General features: G+C 66.0%; 16 protein-coding genes and 1 pseudogene. 13 read left to right on the top strand and 4 right to left on the bottom strand.

The window, feature by feature from the left end:
- From prcB to H4V95_RS08890, 12 genes are all read left to right on the top strand, one after another.
- The gene (gene prcB, locus H4V95_RS08945) at positions 1-825 is read left to right on the top strand and encodes a proteasome subunit beta (protein ID WP_196866095.1); all 825 of its coding nucleotides are present in this window, start codon (positions 1-3) and stop codon (positions 823-825) included.
- Positions 826-827: 2 nt separating this feature from the next.
- Positions 828-1565 carry a proteasome subunit alpha gene (gene prcA / locus H4V95_RS08940; RefSeq protein WP_196866217.1) on the top strand — a complete coding sequence of 246 codons (738 nt, stop codon included), beginning with the start codon at positions 828-830 and terminating at the stop codon, positions 1563-1565.
- Positions 1565-2926: a Pup--protein ligase gene (pafA, locus tag H4V95_RS08935; RefSeq protein ID WP_196866096.1), complete on the top strand. Its 1362-nt coding sequence runs from the start codon at positions 1565-1567 to the stop codon at positions 2924-2926. Before prcA ends, pafA begins: the two co-directional genes overlap by 1 nt.
- 164 nt (positions 2927-3090) lie before the next feature.
- Complete coding sequence (locus H4V95_RS08930) at positions 3091-4008, top strand: FKBP-type peptidyl-prolyl cis-trans isomerase (RefSeq protein ID WP_196866097.1); 918 nt, start codon at positions 3091-3093, stop codon at positions 4006-4008.
- A gap of 39 nt (positions 4009-4047) precedes the next feature.
- A complete protein-coding gene (locus tag H4V95_RS08925; RefSeq protein ID WP_171585200.1) occupies positions 4048-4443 on the top strand; it encodes an FKBP-type peptidyl-prolyl cis-trans isomerase in 396 nt (131 codons plus the stop codon).
- 72 nt (positions 4444-4515) lie between these two features.
- Positions 4516-6483 carry a YafY family protein gene (locus H4V95_RS08920; RefSeq protein WP_209729969.1) on the top strand — a complete coding sequence of 656 codons (1968 nt, stop codon included), beginning with the start codon at positions 4516-4518 and terminating at the stop codon, positions 6481-6483.
- Between the two features lie 87 nt (positions 6484-6570).
- Positions 6571-6912 carry a hypothetical protein gene (locus H4V95_RS08915; RefSeq protein WP_196866099.1) on the top strand — a complete coding sequence of 114 codons (342 nt, stop codon included), beginning with the start codon at positions 6571-6573 and terminating at the stop codon, positions 6910-6912.
- Between the two features lie 75 nt (positions 6913-6987).
- Positions 6988-7287, top strand: a complete 300-nt coding sequence (gene tatA, locus H4V95_RS08910) for a Sec-independent protein translocase subunit TatA (protein WP_196866100.1) — start codon at positions 6988-6990, stop codon at positions 7285-7287.
- Positions 7288-7347: 60 nt separating this feature from the next.
- Positions 7348-8133: a twin-arginine translocase subunit TatC gene (tatC, locus tag H4V95_RS08905; RefSeq protein WP_196866218.1), complete on the top strand. Its 786-nt coding sequence runs from the start codon at positions 7348-7350 to the stop codon at positions 8131-8133.
- Positions 8134-8187: 54 nt separating this feature from the next.
- Positions 8188-11013 (top strand): RNA helicase, encoded by a 2826-nt coding sequence (locus H4V95_RS08900; protein ID WP_196866101.1) that lies wholly within the window; start codon positions 8188-8190, stop codon positions 11011-11013.
- A gap of 32 nt (positions 11014-11045) precedes the next feature.
- Positions 11046-12704, top strand: coding sequence for an amidohydrolase (locus H4V95_RS08895; RefSeq protein WP_196866102.1), 1659 nt, complete (start codon positions 11046-11048; stop codon positions 12702-12704).
- A 425-nt stretch (positions 12705-13129) separates the two neighbouring features.
- Positions 13130-13876, top strand: coding sequence for a polyprenol monophosphomannose synthase (locus H4V95_RS08890; protein ID WP_196866103.1), 747 nt, complete (start codon positions 13130-13132; stop codon positions 13874-13876).
- A 176-nt stretch (positions 13877-14052) separates the two neighbouring features.
- Here H4V95_RS08890 and H4V95_RS08885 read toward each other — a convergent pair whose 3' ends face one another.
- Positions 14053-14400: an RNA polymerase-binding protein RbpA gene (locus H4V95_RS08885; RefSeq protein ID WP_024477045.1), complete on the bottom strand. Its 348-nt coding sequence runs from the start codon at positions 14398-14400 to the stop codon at positions 14053-14055.
- A gap of 415 nt (positions 14401-14815) precedes the next feature.
- Between H4V95_RS08885 and H4V95_RS08880 the strand changes: the two are divergent.
- A pseudogene (locus H4V95_RS08880) lies at positions 14816-16082 on the top strand (IS110 family transposase).
- A gap of 166 nt (positions 16083-16248) precedes the next feature.
- Here H4V95_RS08880 and H4V95_RS08875 read toward each other — a convergent pair.
- The 3 genes from H4V95_RS08875 to H4V95_RS08865 form a co-directional block, all read right to left on the bottom strand.
- Positions 16249-17184, bottom strand: a complete 936-nt coding sequence (locus H4V95_RS08875) for an SPFH domain-containing protein (protein WP_209729967.1) — start codon at positions 17182-17184, stop codon at positions 16249-16251.
- An 82-nt stretch (positions 17185-17266) separates the two neighbouring features.
- Entirely contained in the window at positions 17267-17746 is a 480-nt protein-coding gene (locus H4V95_RS08870) for an NfeD family protein (RefSeq protein WP_171585208.1), read from the bottom strand.
- Positions 17747-17850: 104 nt separating this feature from the next.
- The gene (locus tag H4V95_RS08865) at positions 17851-18723 is read right to left on the bottom strand and encodes a putative RNA methyltransferase (protein WP_209729965.1); all 873 of its coding nucleotides are present in this window, start codon (positions 18721-18723) and stop codon (positions 17851-17853) included.
- Positions 18724-18753: the final 30 nt, after the last annotated feature.

The following is an 18753-nucleotide window of genomic DNA, read 5'->3' as shown; positions in this document are numbered from 1 at the left end:
ATGAAGTTAGAGGACGCTACCGCGTCGATCGGCCGTGCAGCCTCCACCTCGTTCAGCGGGTATCTCGGGGCAAACCATCCGGAACTGCTGCCCTCCAGCCGCTCCGCCGGGGGACTGACCCCGGCCAGCGCCCCCACCCTCGCGCCGCATGCCACCACGATCGTCTCGATGACCTACGCCGGCGGCGTCCTCATGGCCGGCGACCGGCGGGCGACGATGGGCAACGTCATCGCCAGCCGGCACATCGAAAAGGTCTTCCCGGCCGACATGTACTCGGTGCTGGGGATCGCCGGGAGCGCCGGAATAGCCCTCGACATCATGCGCCTCTTCCAGGTGGAGCTGGAACACTACGAGAAGATCGAGGGCGATCTGATGAGCCTGGACGGCAAGGCCAACCGGTTGGCCGCGATGATCCGGGCCAACCTGCCCCTGGCCTTGCAGGGCCTCTCCGTGGTCCCCCTGTTCGCCGGATTCGACACCGTCCAACGGGTCGGCCGGCTGTTCTCCTTCGACGTGACCGGGGGCCGCTACGAGGAACAGGAACACCACAGCGTCGGATCCGGTGCCGCCTTCGCCCGCGGTGCCCTGAAGAAGCTCTGGAAACCGAACCTTGACGAGGACCGCGCGGTCCGGGTGGCCGTGGAATCGCTCTACGACGCGGCCGACGACGATTCCGCGACGGGCGGCCCCGATGTGGTCCGCCAGCTGTGGCCCGTGGTCTACACGGCCAACAGCGCGGGCGCCCGCAGGGTGCCGGAGCGCGAACTTGCCCTGGCCGCCGCCCAGGTGATCGATTCACGGTCTGTGGCGGGCCGGGAGGCATGAGCGTGACCCAACAGTTCTATGTGTCCCCGGAGCAGCTCACCCGGGACCGCGCCGACTTTGCCCGGAAGGGAATCGCCCGGGGCCGGTCGGTCGTGGTGCTCAGCTGCCGGGACGGGATCGCCCTGGTCGCCGAGAATCCTTCGCCGTCCCTGCACAAGGTCGGCGAGATCTACGACCGGATCGCTTTCGCCGCCGTCGGGAAGTACAACGAGTTCGAGAGCCTGCGGCAGGCGGGGGTTCGCTACGCCGATGTGAGGGGCTACTCCTACGACCGCGGTGACGTGACCGCCCGCGGGCTGGCCAGTGTCTACGCACAGAGCCTCGGCGCCGTCTTTACCGCCGACAGCAAGCCCTTCGAAGTTGAACTGGCCGTCGCCGAGGTGGGTACCCGCACCGACACCGACCATCTGTACCGGCTGACCTTTGACGGGTCAATCGCCGACGAACAACGGTTCATCGTGATGGGTGGGCAGGCCGACGCCGTGGTGGACGCACTCTCCAGCCGCTGGGACGCCGACCACGACTTCGGCGAAGCGGTGCGGACCGCCGTCGACGCCCTCCGCTATGGCGGCGGGAGCGTCGTCGGCGGGGTCAGCGAACCCCGGGTCCGCCTGGACCCCGGCGCCCTGGAGGTCGCGGCCCTGGACCGTGACCCGCTGACCACCCGCGGAGCGCGTCGCGCGTTCCGACGGTTCCTGCCCGCGGAAGTGGCAGCCATGCTCGAAGGGGCGCAGCACTGATGGACCGCAGGATCTTTGGCATCGAGACCGAGTTCGGGATCGCCTATTCCGGGCCGAACTCCCGTCCACTCTCACCCGAGGAGGTGGCCCGCTACCTGTTCCGGAAAGTGGTTAGTTGGGGGAGGTCCTCCAACGTCTTCCTCACCAACGGGTCCCGGCTGTACCTCGACGTCGGCTCACATCCCGAGTACGCGACGGCCGAATGCGACGACGTCGCCCAGCTGATTGCCCATGACCGGGCGGGGGAGCTGATCCTCGAGGACCTCGTTGCCGAGGCACAACGGCGGCTCGCCCACGAGGGGTACGACGGGCGGGTGTACCTGTTCAAGAACAACACCGACTCCGCGGGGAACTCCTACGGCAGCCATGAGAACTACCTCATTCCCCGGAAGCTCGAGTTCAGCCGCCTGGCCGACATCCTGATTCCGTTCCTGGTCACCCGGCAGCTGCTGGTCGGCGCCGGGAAGGTCCTCAAGACGCAGACCGGTTCCATCTACGCCTTCTCACAGCGCGCCGACCACATCTGGGAAGGTGTCTCCTCCGCGACCACCCGGTCACGGCCCATCATCAACACCCGGGACGAGCCCCACGCCGACGCCGAGTACTACCGCAGGCTCCACGTGATCGCCGGGGACTCCAACATGTCCGAGACCACCGCCATGCTCAAGGTGGGGTCGGTCGACCTGATCCTGCGGATGATCGAGGCGGGCGTCATCATGAAAGACTTCCGGCTGGAAAACCCGATCCGCAGCATCAGGGAAATCTCCCACGACCTCACCGGCAGGCAGCCCCTCAAACTGGCCAACGGCCGTCGCATCTCCGCGCTTGAAATGCAGCGGGAGTATCTGGCCCGGGTCCGCCAGTTTGTCGACACGAACGGCGCCCACACCCCGCACGTCGAGCGGATCCTGGAACTGTGGGGCCGCACGCTGGACGCCGTCGACACCGGTGACCACTGGCTTATCGACCGGGAGATCGACTGGGCCATCAAGAAGAAGCTGATCGACCGCTACCGGGTCCGCCACGGGCTGGGGCTCGAATCGGCGCGGGTGGCGCAACTCGACCTCACCTACCACGACATTTCCCGGGAACGTGGACTGTACTTCCTGCTCCAGCAGCGTGGCGAAACCGAGCGGGTGGTGGACGACGTCGACATCAAGAACGCCGTGGACATTCCACCCCAGACCACCCGCGCGCGCCTGAGGGGCGAGTTTGTGCGGCGCGCCAAGGAGGCCAACCGGGACTTCACCGTCGACTGGGTGCACCTCAAACTCAACGACCGCGCCCAGCAGACCATCCTGTGCAAGGACCCGTTCCAGTCGGTCGACGAACGGGTTGAAGCGCTGCTGGCGCAACTGTGAATCCGCCGGGAAACTCCCGGGAAAACGAATGTGCGGGAGAAACTTCAGTCCCCAAACCGTTAGGCTGGTGAGGTTCATTCACCAGTTACGGCCCGTACGTCGCGGCCGGACGGCACGCACCACCGATCAACCGCGAAAGAAGTACCGTGCGAAAAGCTCTCACCATGACTCTGCCCCTTCTGCTTGCGCTGACTGCCTGTGGCGGTGATGCCGGCAGCGATGGCCCGGAGGGGAAGACCGCCGGGGACGCCGCGATTCTCGAATCCGTCCGCATTGAGGGCGGCACCGATGAGGAAGCCCCCGAGGTGACGTTCGAGTCGCCGCTGGAGGTCACCGGCCCCGCAGCCGCGGCCATCACCGCTGGCGACGGCGATCCCATTGCCGACGGCGACCGCGTCTCATTCCACCTGGTGGGGCTCAACGCCGAGGATGGCTCAGTGCTCGGAGACACCTACTCCGCCGGGCAGCCACAGACCCTTGACCTGACCGAGCAGCTGCAGGAGGTCGACCCTGAACTCTACGAGGTGCTGCTGGGCACCACCATCGGCTCCCAGATCGCGTACACCACGGTCCTCGAGGGCCAGGACCCGCAGCAGCTCATCGTCATGCGCGTGCTGAGCGCCGAGGATGCACCCCCAGTGCCCGAGGTCCTCAGCCCCGAGGCGGTCGAGGAACTCGACGCCGACGGCCAGCTGCCCACGTTCACCTTCGACGACGACGACGCGCCGGTCATTGAGATCCCCGACAACGAGCCCTCCGATGACCTGGTCATCAAGGTCCTCGAGGCCGGCGACGGCGATGTCCTCACCGAGGCCGACACCATCACCGCCAACTACGCCGGCTGGCGGTGGGAGGACGGCGAGCAGTTCGACTCCAGCTACCCCGGCGGTGAGCCGGTCGAGTTCCCCCTGACCGGCGTCATCGAAGGCTGGACCAAGGGCCTCGCTGGCCAGACCGTGGGCAGCAAGGTGCTGCTGGTCATCCCTGCGCCCATGGGCTACGGCGACCCGGCACCCGAGGGACGCCCGTCCGGCACCCTCGCGTTCTACGTAGAAATCGTCGAGAAGGTCGCCGCCGAATAGTTTCGGCGACACCGATTCACCACCATTTAAAGGAGAAATATGTCCATCGGATCAAACGGAACCGACCGCACCAAGCCCGAGATCGAATTCCCCGGCACCGAAGTCCCCACCGAACTGGTCATCTCTGACCTGATCGAGGGCTCCGGCGACGAGGCAAAGGCCGGCGACACCGTCTCCGCCCACTACGTGGGTGTCGCATTCTCCACCGGCGAAGAGTTCGACTCCTCCTGGAACCGCGGCGCACCACTCGACTTCAAGGTCGGCATCGGCCAGGTCATCCAGGGTTGGGACCAGGGTCTGCTCGGCATGAAGGTCGGCGGACGACGCCGGCTGGAAATCCCGGCGAACCTCGCCTACGGTGACCGCGGCGCGGGTGGGGCTATTGCTCCCGGCGAATCGCTGATCTTCGTCGTCGACCTGATGGGCCTGCGCTAACCGCAGCATTGTTCGACCGATGGCCGGGGCACAGTGTGCCCCGGCCATCGTCTTGCAGGTACTCTTGCCAACGTGTCAGCTAAACGAACGGAACGCCTCCTCACCCTGGTCATGCTGCTGCTCTCCACGCAGCGCGGCTACACCAAGGAGGAGCTGTTCAGGGAAATAGAACTGTACGGTGGGGCACCCACCCCTTCGGCCCGGGAAAAACTCTTCGACCGGGATAAGGCGATGCTCCGCGAACAGGGCATCCCCGTCCAGTCCTTCAGCGATGATCCCGCCTTCGATCACGACAACTCCATCCGCCGCTACCGGATCGACGCCGCCGAGTACCGGCTGCCCGCCGTGACCTTCAGCGCCGAGGAGTCCGCTGCTCTGACCCTCGCGGCCGGGATGTGGGACGTTGCCACCCTCGACTCCGCGGCCGCCCGGGCCCTGCGTAAGCTGCAGGACCGCGGCGCGGCCGACGGCGGTGCCGCACCACTTCCGGTGGAACCCCGGATCAGGACCAACGAACCCCACTGGGACGAGGTCTGGCGTGCCACCACCTCCCGCCGCCCGATCGCCTTCGGCTACGGTGCGGCGAGCACCGGCCGGGAAGAACCAAGGACCCTTCAGCCCTGGGGGATGGGCAGCCGCTTCGGGCATTGGTACGTGGTCGGCCTGGACCTGGACCGCGGCGAGGAACGGTACTTCAGGCTTTCCCGGATGACCACCGCCCCGCGGCTCCTGGAGGGTACCTACGACGTACCCGAACACTTCGCCATGCTCGATTCCCTCGCCTCCCTCGACCGTGCCGACGAACCCTTTGAAGCACTCGTTGCTGTTCAGCCCGACACCTGCCACCTGCTGCGGACCCGCCGCGGTGCGGTCCTGGACGGCGCCGACGGCGGCTGGGACCTGCTGCGCTTTCCGTACGGCGATCCGGGTGACACCGCAGCCGACATCGCAGCCTTCGGCCCCCGTGCCCGGGCCATCTCCCCGGCCGATCTGGTGGCCCAGGTGCGCAACCGGCTGACCCGCGCGTCCGCCGCCCAGGAGGGGCATCTCCCGGTGGTTGGGTTCACCGGCCCGGCACCACGACCGGCCCGCCGCAAGGCCTCCGCCGACGCCCGGCTGCGGAGGCTCCTCGACCTGGTGCCCTACCTCCTGGACCATCCGGGAGCAGACATGGGGGAGACCGCCAACCGGTTCGGCGTCAGCCTTGACCAGCTGGCGGCCGACCTGGAGCTGTTGTTCGTCAGCGGACCCCGCTACTACCCGGACGGCCTGATCGAGGTCAGCATCGACGGGGACCGCATTTTCCTTGACAACGCCGACAACCTGGCGGCGCCGGTCCGTCTGAACCTGGACGAGGCCTGCACCCTGATCGTGGGACTGGACACGCTGCGCCGCCTCCCCGGCCTGGATCCGGGCTCCGCGGCGGCGACCGCCCACGCCAAGCTTACGGAGGCCGCCGGGGACGCCGGTCGTGCCGGGAAAGCGATCGCCACCACCCTGACCGAAGATGCCGTGGGTCCCACCCTCGAAACCATTCAGACCGCCCTGCGCGACGGGGTGCGGCTGGAGCTGACCTATCTGGTGCCCGCACGTGACGAGGTCACCGAGCGGACGGTTGAACCGATCCGGGCCTTCTCCCGCGACGACGTCTGGTACCTGCAGGCCTGGTGCATCGGCGCCGAGGCAGTGCGGAACTTCCGGCTGGACCGGATCCAGAACGCACAACTGACTGCGGTCCCCGTTCGAGCCGAGCCCCGGCCGGTGCCAGCCGGCGACGCCGTGTTCAGCCCGACCGCCGGTGACGAGCTGGTGACCTTCATCCTCCAGGAGCCCGCCCGATGGGTTGCCGAGCACTACGACGCCGGGCGGACCGTCGAGCTCGCCGATGGGCGCCTGGCGGCAGAAATCCGGGTAGCGACCACCTCATGGATCCCCGGGCTGGTCGGCAGGCTCGGCGGGGATGCCGTCGTCGCTGCCCCCGGGCAGCTGTCAAAGGAATGCTCGGCCTGGCTCTCCGCTGCCCGGCTGAACTATCCCTGACTCCTCTCCCACTAGCGTGTCCGTCCAGCCCGCGAGGGCCCGGCACCGTTGTCCCCGCGACGGCCGGGACTCCCTTAGACTTGATTCATGCCTTGGTGGACGTGGATTGTGATCTGGGTGGCGCTGCTTGCGCTGACCCTCCTGGTTCTTGTCGCGCTCGGGTATTACCTCTTCCGGAAGGTGAAAGCCCTCCTCAAAGAGGTGGAGCACGCCGGTGAGGTGTTGGACCGGTCGACCACTCCCGCGGCCAGCCTGGACGAGGTTGTCCGGGAACCTGTGCCGCTGGCCGTATTCAGGGACCCGGCGGACGTCAGGGACGAGCGGGCGGCAGGGAAGGCCCTGCGGGTCGCGGCACGCCGGGAACGCCGGGTACACCGCCGGGTGAACCGTTCCCAACCGGTCAGCCTGAGAGATCTCCCGCATGTTTAGAACCCCGGTCCGGGCAGGATCAGAGGGTCGCCCCGGGGGGAATTGCCCTGGCAAGAACTATGAAAGGATTTCGTCATGAGACCTGAAGGCTGGGCACTAGTTGTCATTGTGGTTGTCGCACTGCTGCTTTTCGGAGCGCCCAAGCTACCCGGGCTGGCCCGCAGCGTTGGCCAGTCGCTCCGGATTTTCAAGTCCGAGGTGAAGCAGATGAAAGACGACGGTCCCTCCGAGACAGCCGACGACGGCGCACCCGTCGAGGGTCGAGTCGTCCCGCCAGCACGCACCCGGTCGGACCACCCCGACCAGCAGGGGCCAGCCGCGCCCGGAACGAACAACCCGCCGGGTCCAGCCGATCCGACATCACGTACACCCTAGGGTGAGCTGGCGGTGCTGAAGGTGCGCGGCAGAGGTCGCAAATCCAACCCCGAGGCGCGGATGGCTCTCCGGGAGCACCTGCTGGAAGCCCGGAACCGCCTGATCAAATCGGCGATCGCGCTGGTCCTCGGGACGGTGGTGGGGTTCTTTATCTACAACCCTGTCCTCACCGCGCTGTCCCAGCCCATTCTGGACATCAACGCCCGCGAGGGCAGGGAAGCGGTCCTGAACTTCGCCGGCGTCGCCTCGCCGTTCGACCTGCTCGTTCAGATCTCGGTCTTCATCGGAATCATCCTGGCGAGCCCGGTCTGGCTGTATCAACTGTGGGCCTTCATTACCCCCGGGTTGAAAACGAAGGAGCGCCGGGTGGCGTTGTCCTTCATCGCCGTCGCGGTGCCCCTGTTCCTGGCGGGGATCTACCTCGCCTGGCTGGTACTACCCAACGCGGTCCGGGTACTGACCGATTTCACCCCCAGCGGGTTTTCGAACTTCATCCTCGTCACCGAATACATCACCTTCGTGTTGCGCCTCATGCTGGCATTCGGGATCGCCTTTTTGCTCCCGGTGGTGCTGTTCGGGTTGAACCTGGTGGGAATCCTCACCGGCCGGCAGATCCTCAAAGCCTGGCGGATCACCGTCTTCCTGATCTGCGTCTTCGCCGCCATGGCAGCACCCGGCGGCGATGCGCTCGGCATGCTCTACCTGGCGGCCCCGATGGTGGTGCTCTTCTTCATCGCCATCATGCTGTGCCTCCTGAACGACAAGCGGCGTGACCGCCGGAGGGCAGCCCAGGACGCCGAGGTGGAAGCCAACGCCGACACCGCAGCACCCATCGACGAGCTGTAGGCGCCCGGGTCGGACGGTGCAAACCCGCCAGCCGGGACAGATTAGGCTTGAACCATGACCTCCCCCGCCGAGCGGTACCAGCTAGCACAGGCGCGCACCGCGCACTCAGCAACCGCGCTGTTCGCGTTCGAGCAGACGCTGGGATTCGACCTGGACCAGTTTCAGCGGGACGCCTGTGTCTGCCTTGAAGCGGGTCGGGGTGTGCTGGTCGCGGCGCCGACCGGTGCCGGCAAGACGGTCGTTGGAGAATTCGCCGTATACCTGGCTCTGGAGAAGGGCCTGAAGGCGTTCTACACCACCCCGATCAAAGCCCTCAGTAACCAGAAATACTCGGAACTGTGCGCCGTCTATGGCACGGGTCGGGTGGGTCTGCTCACCGGCGACACGACGATCAACCCGGATGCCCCCGTCGTCGTCATGACCACCGAAGTGCTGCGGAACATGCTGTATGCGAACTCTGACACCCTGGACGACCTTGGCTACGTGGTGATGGACGAGGTGCATTACCTTGCGGACCGGTTCCGTGGAGCCGTGTGGGAGGAAGTGATCATCCATCTGCCCTCCGAGGTCCGGCTCGTGTCACTGAGCGCGACGGTGTCCAATGCCGAGGAATTCGGGGCATGGCTGGACACCGTGCGGGGCCACACCGACGTGGTGGTCTCCGAGCACCGCCCCGTTCCCCTCTGGCAACACGTCATGGTGGGCCAGAACCTCCTGGACCTGTTCGCTGGGGAGGTGGCCTTCGATGAGGCCGCCCCCGCTGGAGCCGAGTCCGGCGCGCAGGACCGGTACGAGGTCAACCCCGAACTCCTGGAACTGGCCAGCTCGGAAACCCGGCTGACCCAGCGAGCCAGCTGGGGAGCCGGCGGTGGCTCACGGAGGGGGAGGGGACCGGCGAAACGGCCACCGCAGGCCGCATCCCGTGTCAGGCGTGCCAGCCGCCCCCAGGTGATCAGCGCGCTGGACAAGGACGGGCTGCTCCCGGCGATCACGTTCATCTTTTCCCGCAACGGCTGCGAGGCGGCGGTCAGCCAGTGTCTCGACGCGGGCCTGTGGCTCACCACTGAGGCCGAACGGGAGATTATCAGCCTCCGGGTCGATGAGGCGGCAGTCGACCTGCCGCCCGAGGACCTTGCGGTGCTCGGCTTCTGGGAGTGGCGGGAGGGATTGATCCGCGGCTTCTCCGCCCACCACGCCGGGATGCTGCCCACCTTCAAGGAAGTAGTCGAGAAGCTGTTCGCCAAGGGGCTCGTGAAGGCCGTCTTCGCCACCGAAACCCTGGCGCTCGGTGTGAACATGCCTGCCCGGTCCGTGGTGCTGGAGAAGCTCGACAAGTTCAACGGCGAGGCACACGTGAACGTGACGGCGGGGGAGTACACCCAGCTGACCGGCCGCGCTGGTCGCCGGGGCATCGATGTGGAGGGCCACGCCGTCGTGCTCTGGCAGCCCGGCACCGATCCCGGTGCGGTGGCCGGCCTGGCGTCCCGGCGCACCTACCCGCTGAATTCGAGCTTCCGACCTACCTACAACATGAGCATCAACCTGCTCGCCCAGTTTGGGCAGGACCGCTCCCGCGAAATCCTCGAAACCTCGTTCGCCCAGTTCCAGGCAGACCGCTCGGTGGTGGGGCTGGCGAAGCAGGTGCGGACCCGTGAGGAGTCCCTCAAGGGTTACGAACAGTCGATGACTTGCCATCTGGGGGACTTCACCGAGTACTCGAAGCTGCGCCGGGAACTGTCGGACCTGGAGAACCTCGCCGCGAAAGCAACATCCCGAGACCGCCGGTCGGCCGCCGCATCGTCGCTGGAAATGCTGCGGCCCGGAGATGTCATCGACGTCCCGGCCGGGCGGGTCCAGGGGTACGCAGTGGTCCTCAGCCCCGACACCTCCAGGGAGCCACGGCCCACCGTGCTGACCGAGGACAAACAGATCCGACGGGTGGGGGTCCAGGACCTCACCGGACCACTGGACGTGCTCTCCCACATTCGGATCCCCAAGAACTTCAACGCCCGCAGCCCGAAGGACCGGCGCGACCTGAGCTCCTCGCTCCGCAATGCGCTGCACGAGAAACGCCCGCCCCGCCGTGGCGCGGGGCCCCAGGACGGTTTCCACTCCGGTGCCACTGATCGCCAGGAGGCGGCCATCACGGGGCTGCGCCGGAAACTCCGGGCACACCCCTGCCACGGCTGCAGCGACCGGGAACAGCACGCCCGGTGGGCCGAACGGTGGTGGAAGCTTCGCCGCGAGACCGACCGCCTGACCGGCCAGATCCGTGGGCGCACCAACACCATCGCCAAGACCTTCGACCGGGTCTCCGACGTCCTGCTCCACTACGGGTACCTACAGAACACCCCGTCGGGCACCACGATCACCGCGGCCGGCCGCAAACTCCGCCGGGTGTATGGCGAGAAGGACCTCCTGATCGCCCTCTCCCTCGAACACGGCGCCTTTGACGGTCTGGACGCCGCCGAAACGGCGGCACTGGCCTCGGTCCTCGTGTACCAGGCCAAACGCGAGGAACGTGGACTGCGCCCGAAAATGCCCGGGGCAACCCTGGACCACTCGATCGACGTCGTCGTCCGCCAGTGGTCCACCCTGACAGACCTTGAGGAACAGTTCAGGTTGCCCGTCACCGGGGAACCGGAACTGGGCCTTGTCTGGCCCATGTACAAGTGGGCGCGGGGGAAGGCCCTCCAGCCCTCACTCAGCGGAACCGACCTGGCCGCAGGGGACTTCGTCCGGTGGACCAAGCAGGTCATCGACCTGCTCGATCAGCTGGCCAAGATCGACGACCTGCCGAGCGGTCAGCGGCGGCTATGCATTGATGCCATCGGGCTCATCCGTCGCGGCGTGGTGGCCTACTCGGCCATCGGCGACTAACCATCACCTTCCACCACCTGTCTGGAGCACGCATGACCCCGCCCCGCCCTGTTCTGTACCGCAACGGCTCCGTCTACAGCGCCGCGGACCCGTTTGCGACGGCCATGCTGGTAGACGGCGACACGGTCGCCTGGATCGGCTCCGAGCATGCCGCCGAGTCCCTCGCGGATTCGACGATGACCGTGGTCGACCTCGCCGGTGCGCTCATCACCCCAGGCTTCGTCGACTCCCACGTCCACACCACCGAGACCGGCCTCGCTCTGGAGTCCATTGACCTGGCAGGCTGCGGCAGCCTCACCGAACTGCTGGACCTGGTCGCCGCAGCCGCGCGGAGCGGTGTGGCCACGGTCCTGGGCCACGGCTGGGACGAATCCCGCTGGCCAGACCGGACCGTACCGACGGCACAGCAGCTGGACGCGGCCGGCGGCGGTAAACCTGTATACTTGGCGCGCGCGGACGTCCATTCGGCGGTGGTCTCCGGCTCCCTGGCAGCTGCCCTCGGGTTGGCAGCCCTCGACGGCTGGGACAACGGCTTCGTGGTGCGCGACGCCCACGTCGCCGCCCGGCTGGCCTCACGGAACCTCAATGACACCCAACGGTCCACGTACCAGCGGGCAGCCCTTCGCCAGGCGGCAGCCAACGGAATCGTCGCTGTCGCCGAGATGGGCGCACCGCACATCTCACCGACCGCGGACCTGCAGGCGTTGCTGGGGCTCGGCCAGGGCCCCGAGGACGAGCTGCTTCCCGAGGTACTGGCCTACTGGGGTCAGGCCGTCGGGTCGGTGTCCGAGCTGAGGGACATCCTGGATACTTTCGACGGGCGCCTGGCCGGACTCGGTGGCGACCTGAACGTTGACGGGTCGATCGGTTCCCGCACAGCAGCGTTGAGGCAGCCCTACGCCGATGACTCCCACCAGGGCACCGTCTTCCTGGATGCCGGCGCTGTCGCCGCGCATCTGGGCGCTGCAACGAGCGTCGGGGTGCAGTCCGGATTCCACGTGATCGGGGACGCCGGACTGGACGTAGTCCTCGACGGCCTGTCCCGTGCTGCAGAGGCGCACGGCATCGAGAACGTCCGGAAGGCCCGCCACCGGCTGGAACACGTGGAGCTCGCCGACAGCGGGGCCATCGCCCAGCTGGTTCACTTCGGCGTGACCGTCAGCGCCCAACCGGCGTTCGACGCCCGCTGGGGCGCCGCTGACGGCCTCTACAGCCAGCGGCTGAGCGACACCCGGATGGCTGGCATGAACCCCTTTGCCAGTTTCCTTGCGGCGGGGGTGCCTCTGTGCTTCGGATCCGACAGTCCCGTCACGTCGCTCGACCCGTGGTCCACACTTCGAGCCGCCGTCCTGCACAATAATCCGGCCCAGCGCATCTCCGCCCGTGCCGCTTTCATCGCCCACACCCGGGCGGGGTGGCGGGCCGTGGGGTCCAGGAATCCCCTCCTCGGACAGTTGGTCCCCGGGGCTCCGGCGTCCTACGCGGTCTGGGAGGTAGAGGAACTGATGGTGCAGACAGCGGACAGCCGGGTCCAGTCCTGGAGTACCGATCCGCGGGCCGGAACACCGTTGCTGCCCGCTCTCGATACGGGGTCGGATCCGCGCTGCCTCGAAACGGTGCACCACGGCCGGCAACTGTACCGGGCAGAAGGTTTTGACGAATTACCATCTGCCCTGCGGTCCGCGTCCTGACCTGCGGAAACGGAAGTTTCCCCAGGTCAGCGGGCTGTTGACACGTACTCCACAGCGCGTAGGCTGTGGAATCAACGGGTTGATCCAAGTCAGGCACCATGGCTGACCCGACCGGACCGACTCGACTCATGACTGAGGCAACCACCACCACGCTGGACGGGTAGTCATGTGTCGCGGTATCGGTAGTGATGAAATGGGTAGATTCGCGCGTCAGTAGAAAACAGCTGTGATCGTTGTCGATCCGTGCTGGCCCGAAGGCGCGCGAATCTACCCCACCATTGAGCGAATCCTCCCAAGCATGGAGGCGCCCCCTGGCCCCACCGGCTTTTCGGTCCTGCGAGGGCATCCAATATACTGGGCGTTTGGTTCCGACCCCCGGGACGTGCGCTGCGGCGCACCTACTTACTTGACCAAAGGTTGCCTGAGTGCGAGTCGTCACCATCATTCCCACCTACAACGAGATAGAGTCGCTGCCCCTGACGGTTTCCCGTCTCCGCCGCGCCGTACCCCACTCGGATGTCCTGGTGGTTGACGACAACAGTCCGGACGGCACCGGTGACCTTGCCGATACTCTTGCTGCTGCCGACCCCCAGATCCACGTGCTGCACCGCCAGGGCAAGGCGGGACTCGGCGCCGCCTACATTGCCGGTTTCACCTGGGGACTCGACGCCGGCTACGACGTCCTGGTGGAGATGGATGCTGATGGGTCCCACCGGCCTGAACAGCTGCAGTCGCTGCTCGAGAGGGTGGCCGACGCCGACCTGGTAATCGGCTCCCGGTGGGTCCCGGGAGGATCTGTGGTGAACTGGCCGCGCCGCCGGAAACTCCTGTCGAGGGCCGGCAGTACCTATTCGAGGATCATGCTCGGCATCGAGGTCAGGGACATCACCGCCGGGTACCGGGCGTTCCGCCGCGAGACCCTCGAGAAACTCGATCTGGCCCAGGTGGATTCGGTCGGTTACGGTTTCCAGGTGGACATGACCTTCCGGGTTGCCAAACTGGGTCTGAAAATCGTCGAGGTGCCGATCACGTTCGTGGAACGGGAGTTCGGGGCGTCGAAGATGAGTGGCGGAATTGTTCTGGAAGCCATCGGCAACGTCACCCGGTGGGGAATTGTTGCCCGCTGGCGTGCTCTTACCACCCGCGGCGCGCCCAGCAACATCACCGGCTGACCGGGTCCTCGGCCAAAAGCCTCCTCGGCTAAAAGGCCGGCTTGAAGCCAGGCTTTTAGAACACGAAAAAGCCGGGTCTGCTGCCCTATGGCAGCCGACCCGGCTGAATCAGTACTTGCTTGAAACAGGGTTAGCGCTGAATCAGCGTGTGCCTGAATCAGGCTGTAACTGTCACTCTAGGCGGACTGACGCTCTCCGCGGCGCTCCCGAAGAATGGTCAGGCGGTCCTGGAGGATCTGCTCCAGTTCGTCCATGCTGCGGCGTTCCAGCAGCATGTCCCAGTGCGTACGCACCGGCTTGTCGCCTGAGGTGTCGGGGCGCTCTCCATCGACAAGCAACGCCTCCTTGCCGGTTTTGGATACCCAGACCGGTGGAACGTCAGCTTCCGCCGCAAAAGTGACGAACACCCTTTCGCCGTCTCCGCAGCGGTATTCGACCCGCTGACGGGGAGCTGGCTCAACCCCGGATTCTGTCTCCATGCTCTGCGCCCCGAGGCGCATTCCGCGCAAGCTACGATCGCTCATGTATTCTCCTACTCAACAATTTGGCATCCGTGACGGCGGATGGTGGTGTGGCGTTTTCCGCCACGTCCTGCCATCTACATAACGCTGTGGAATATGAGTCTGTTCCCGATCACAGCAGCGAAACCACGGCAAACACACAATTATACGCCGGAGTGGCAGCCAAACAGAAACCGGCCAGCTAGCCAACCGCTAGCCGGCCGGCATCAGTAGGGCGACCCCCCCCGTTACCTTTCTTATAGCCCCTAAACGAGCAAGAATCGGGGTTGCTGGCCTGTCGGTCCTGGCATGATTGAGTCCCCCAGTCGAATGTATGATCCGGGGGGTGTTGTCACCGGGGTTCGATAGGCGCCAGAGGATCGCTAATGGGGACCGGACCAGCTGCAGACACCATCGTGGTAGGTCGGCCGTAACGTGGATGCCGAGCTCTGGGGCCGCAGGACAGACCAGCACGGTCTCATTGGGTTTCACCTCTGGAGGTAGTAGTGATTAAGGATCACGAACTCGTCGATGTGTTTATCGGCGTCGATGTCGGTAAGTCCAACCACCACGCGGTGGCGTTGGACAGGAACGGCAAGAAACTGCTCGATAAGGCACTGCCGCAAGACGAGGCGAAACTGCGGGCGATCATCGACAGTCTCACCAAGCACGGCACGCTTTTACTCGTCGTGGACCAGCCGGCCACCATCGGTGCACTGCCGGTCGCTGTGGCGCAGGCCGCCGGTATCCTCGTCGGTTACCTGCCGGGCCTGGCGATGCGCCGCATCGCTGACCTGCACCCCGGTGAGGCCAAGACGGATGCCCGAGACGCTTACATCATTGCTGAGGCCGCCCGGAGCATGCCGCACACGCTGCGCTCGATTGCCGTCGCCGATGAACAGGCCGCAGAGCTGTCAATGCTCTGCGGTTTCGACGACGACCTGGCCAAGCAGGCCACCGCCGCCTCGAACCGGATCCGCGGGCTCCTCACGCAGATCCACCCGGCCCTGGAACGGGCCATCGGCCCGCACCTGGACCACCCCGTAATGGCCGAACTGCTGCGGAAATACCCTGCCCCTGAGGCTCTGCGCCGGGCTGGCCAGAGCCGGGTCGCCGCGTTCATGGCCAAGTCCGCGCCGCGGGCCGGCAGGCGCTGGGCAGAAGAGATCTTCACCGCTCTGGGTGAGCAGAGCGTAGTCGTGGCCGGCACTGGCGCCGCCGGCGTCGTGTTGCCCCAACTCGCCGCGCAGCTGACCCAACTACGCACCTCTCGTGCCGAGGTTCTGACCCAGGTTGAAGCCATCGTGGAGGCCCACCCTCTTCACGAACTCCTGACGTCCCTACCGGCGGTCGGCGTCAGGACGGCAGCACGGATCATTACCGAGGTTGCAGGCAAGGAATTCAAGACCGCCGGGCATCTGGGATCCTACGCCGGACTCGCGCCGGTGACGTGGCGATCCGGTACCTCGATCCGAGGAGACCACTCCTCAAAAAAGGGCAACAAGATCCTCAAACGGGCGTTCTTCCTCTCCGCATTCGCGGCCCTGAAAGACCCCGTCTCACGGGCGTACTACGACCGCAAACGAGCCCAAGGCAAACGGCATAATCAGGCCCTGATCGCCCTCGCCAGACGCCGCTGCGATGTACTGTTCGCGATGCTGCGCGACGGAGTGCTATACGAGGCACCCGCAGTCAAAGCCGCCTAAACAACCAGCCCAGCAGCCGGCCGACCACGCGCCACCGGCCACTCCCTCCTGCCCAAAAACCCGGCAAACCCCAATCTCCGAAAACCACCCAACCAGCTTGACAAAAAACATAGGGACACCCCCCCTTCACCCGGGTCCATCGAGGGACATCGCGGTAGAGGTTGTCCTAGGGGCTGTAGGTGGGCGAGGTGCTTTCGCCGTCGGGAGCGTCAGCGGTCGTGTTGCCGAGGACGTTACCGATCCCCTTGAGCGCTTCTCCGACCTCGCTGGGAATGATCCACAGTTTGTTGGATGACCCTTCGGCGAGCTTCGGAAGGGTCTGGAGGTACTGGTAGGCCAGGAGTTTCTGGGTCGGGTTGCCCTTGTGGATGGCGTCGAAGACCTTCTGAATGGCCTGGGACTCACCGTCGGCGCGCAGGATGGCTGCCTTCGCGTCACCTTCCGCGGCGAGGATCGCTGCCTGCCGCTGACCTTCGGCGGTGAGAATCTGGGACTGCTTGGTGCCTTCGGCGGTCAGGATGGCCGCGCGACGGTCCCGCTCGGCACGCATCTGCTTCTCCATCGAGTCCTGGATGGACAGGGGAGGATCGATGGCCTTCAGTTCCACCCGGGAAACGCGGATGCCCCACCGGCCGGTGGCTTCGTCGAGCACTCCACGCAGCTGCCCGTTAATCTGGTCACGGGAGGTCAGCGCCTCTTCAAGGTTCAGGCCACCGACGACGTTACGCAGGGTGGTGGTGGTCAACTGTTCAACGGCCTGGATGTAATTGGCGATCTCGTAGGTCGCCGCCCGCGGGTCGGTGACCTGGAAATAGACCACCGTGTCAATCGATACCACCAGGTTGTCTTCGGTGATGACCGGCTGTGGTGGGAAAGACACCACCTGCTCGCGCAGATCCAGCAGGGGCAGCAACCGGTCCACAAAGGGGATCAGGATCGTCAGGCCGGGCTGGAGGGTCCGCTGGTACTTTCCCAGCCGTTCCACCACGCCAGCGCGAGCCTGCGGAATGATCCGCACCGATTTAACCAGCACGATCAGGACGAAGATGATCAGGGCAATCAGGACGACTGTCAGTCCGATTGCCCCTGCGTCGCTAGGCATGTGTTCCCCTTTGAGGTTGATGGCACAGGTTCAGTGTCACGGGTAAGTGGCACTGGGATAAGTGGACGGTTGGGGGTGAAGCCTAGACCGCGCCGGAGTCGGCGGCTTTCGGCTGGGCGGGTGCTGAGATCAGGGCGGTAGCCCCGTCGATTCGGGACACTGCCACCCGTTCGCCGGCAGGAATCAGAGAGCCGTCGACCGTCCGGGCGGACCAGGTGTCCCCGCCGATCTTCACCGTGCCGGATTCCCCAGTCACCACGTCGAGGGTCAACGCTGATTCGCCGATGAGCCGGTCAATGTTGCTCAGTTGTTCGGGAGAGCCCCGCTTCAAATGTTTCAGGGCAACCGGCCGGACCACCAGAACCATGAGCAGGGACACCACGCAGAACACCACGACCTGCAGGAAGAACGCCGCCCCGATGAAGGTGCTGATCATGGCGGCGAGGGCGCCCATGGCCATCATGATGAAGAACAGGTCCAGAGTCAGGGTTTCCACAGCGGCAAGCCCCAGGAACAGGACGAGCCAGAGTATCCAGCCGTTCTCCATAAGCCACTCAAACATGTCTTCCCCTCGGGCTAGGGCGCCATTGGGCGCGTATTGCGTACCTCCATCATGCCAAAGCGGAGGGGCGAAACCTAGGGATGGGAGGCCCGGCAGAGCGGTTGTTATAGATCCGCAAGGGTCGCACTCCCCGCTGACCTCCTGAAAACCTGGACGGTGAAACGAGCGCTTGCCGCAGTCCACTCCGGTAGGCCGGCGAGCCGGGCCGAGAGCCCGACCGGGTCCAGGTGGTGTCCCGCCGGACCCATCAGGGCAGCGTTGTAGACGTCGGCCCGTGAGAGCCGCAGCTGGTAGTCAACAGCCACCGCCTCAATCTCGTGGAACAAGCCGGCCAGCGTGGCAGACACCCCGCCGGCCTTGTCTTCGGGCACCTCGAGCAGTCCCGCATCGTCGGCGATCTCCGCCAGATGACCGGGGAGGGGAGTCACCACCACCAGCACGCCGTCCGGCCGCAGTACCCGGTGGAACTCCTCAGGATTGCGGGGGGCGAAGATGTTCGTCAGGAGGTCGACCACTCCATTCTGGATGGGCAGGGGGCGCCAGACGTCCCAGACGAGGCACACGCCGTCGTCGTCGAGAAGCCGGGCGGCACGGCGCAAGGCGAACTTGGAGATGTCCAGGGCGAGCAGGGAGGTGTCGTCGTGTCCGCGGCGCAGTCCGTGAAGGTAGTAGCCGGTGCCGGCTCCGGCGTCCAGGATCACCCGCGGTGCAGCGACCTGCCGCTGTGCCAGGGCCGATACCTCCTCCCGGAGGCGGTCGTAGTGGCCGGCTCCGAGGAAGTCGGTCCGGGCCTGCACCATTGCGGCGGTATCGGGCTGGAACGCGGTGCCCCGGCCGGTGAGCAGGTTGAAGTACCCCTGCTTCGCCGCGTCGAACCGGTGCCCCGACGCGCATCCGAGGGTCCGGCCCGCTGTCGACAGTTCCAGCTTCGCCTCGCACACAGGGCAGCGCAGAACGTTCTCCGGAAGGTGGGGCATGCCTTCATCCTAGGGCCGGCACAGTGCCCA

Source organism: Arthrobacter sp. CAN_C5, from assembly GCF_017875735.1.
Classification (GTDB): domain Bacteria; phylum Actinomycetota; class Actinomycetes; order Actinomycetales; family Micrococcaceae; genus Arthrobacter_D.
This window is presented reverse-complemented; position numbering and strand designations above follow the sequence as displayed.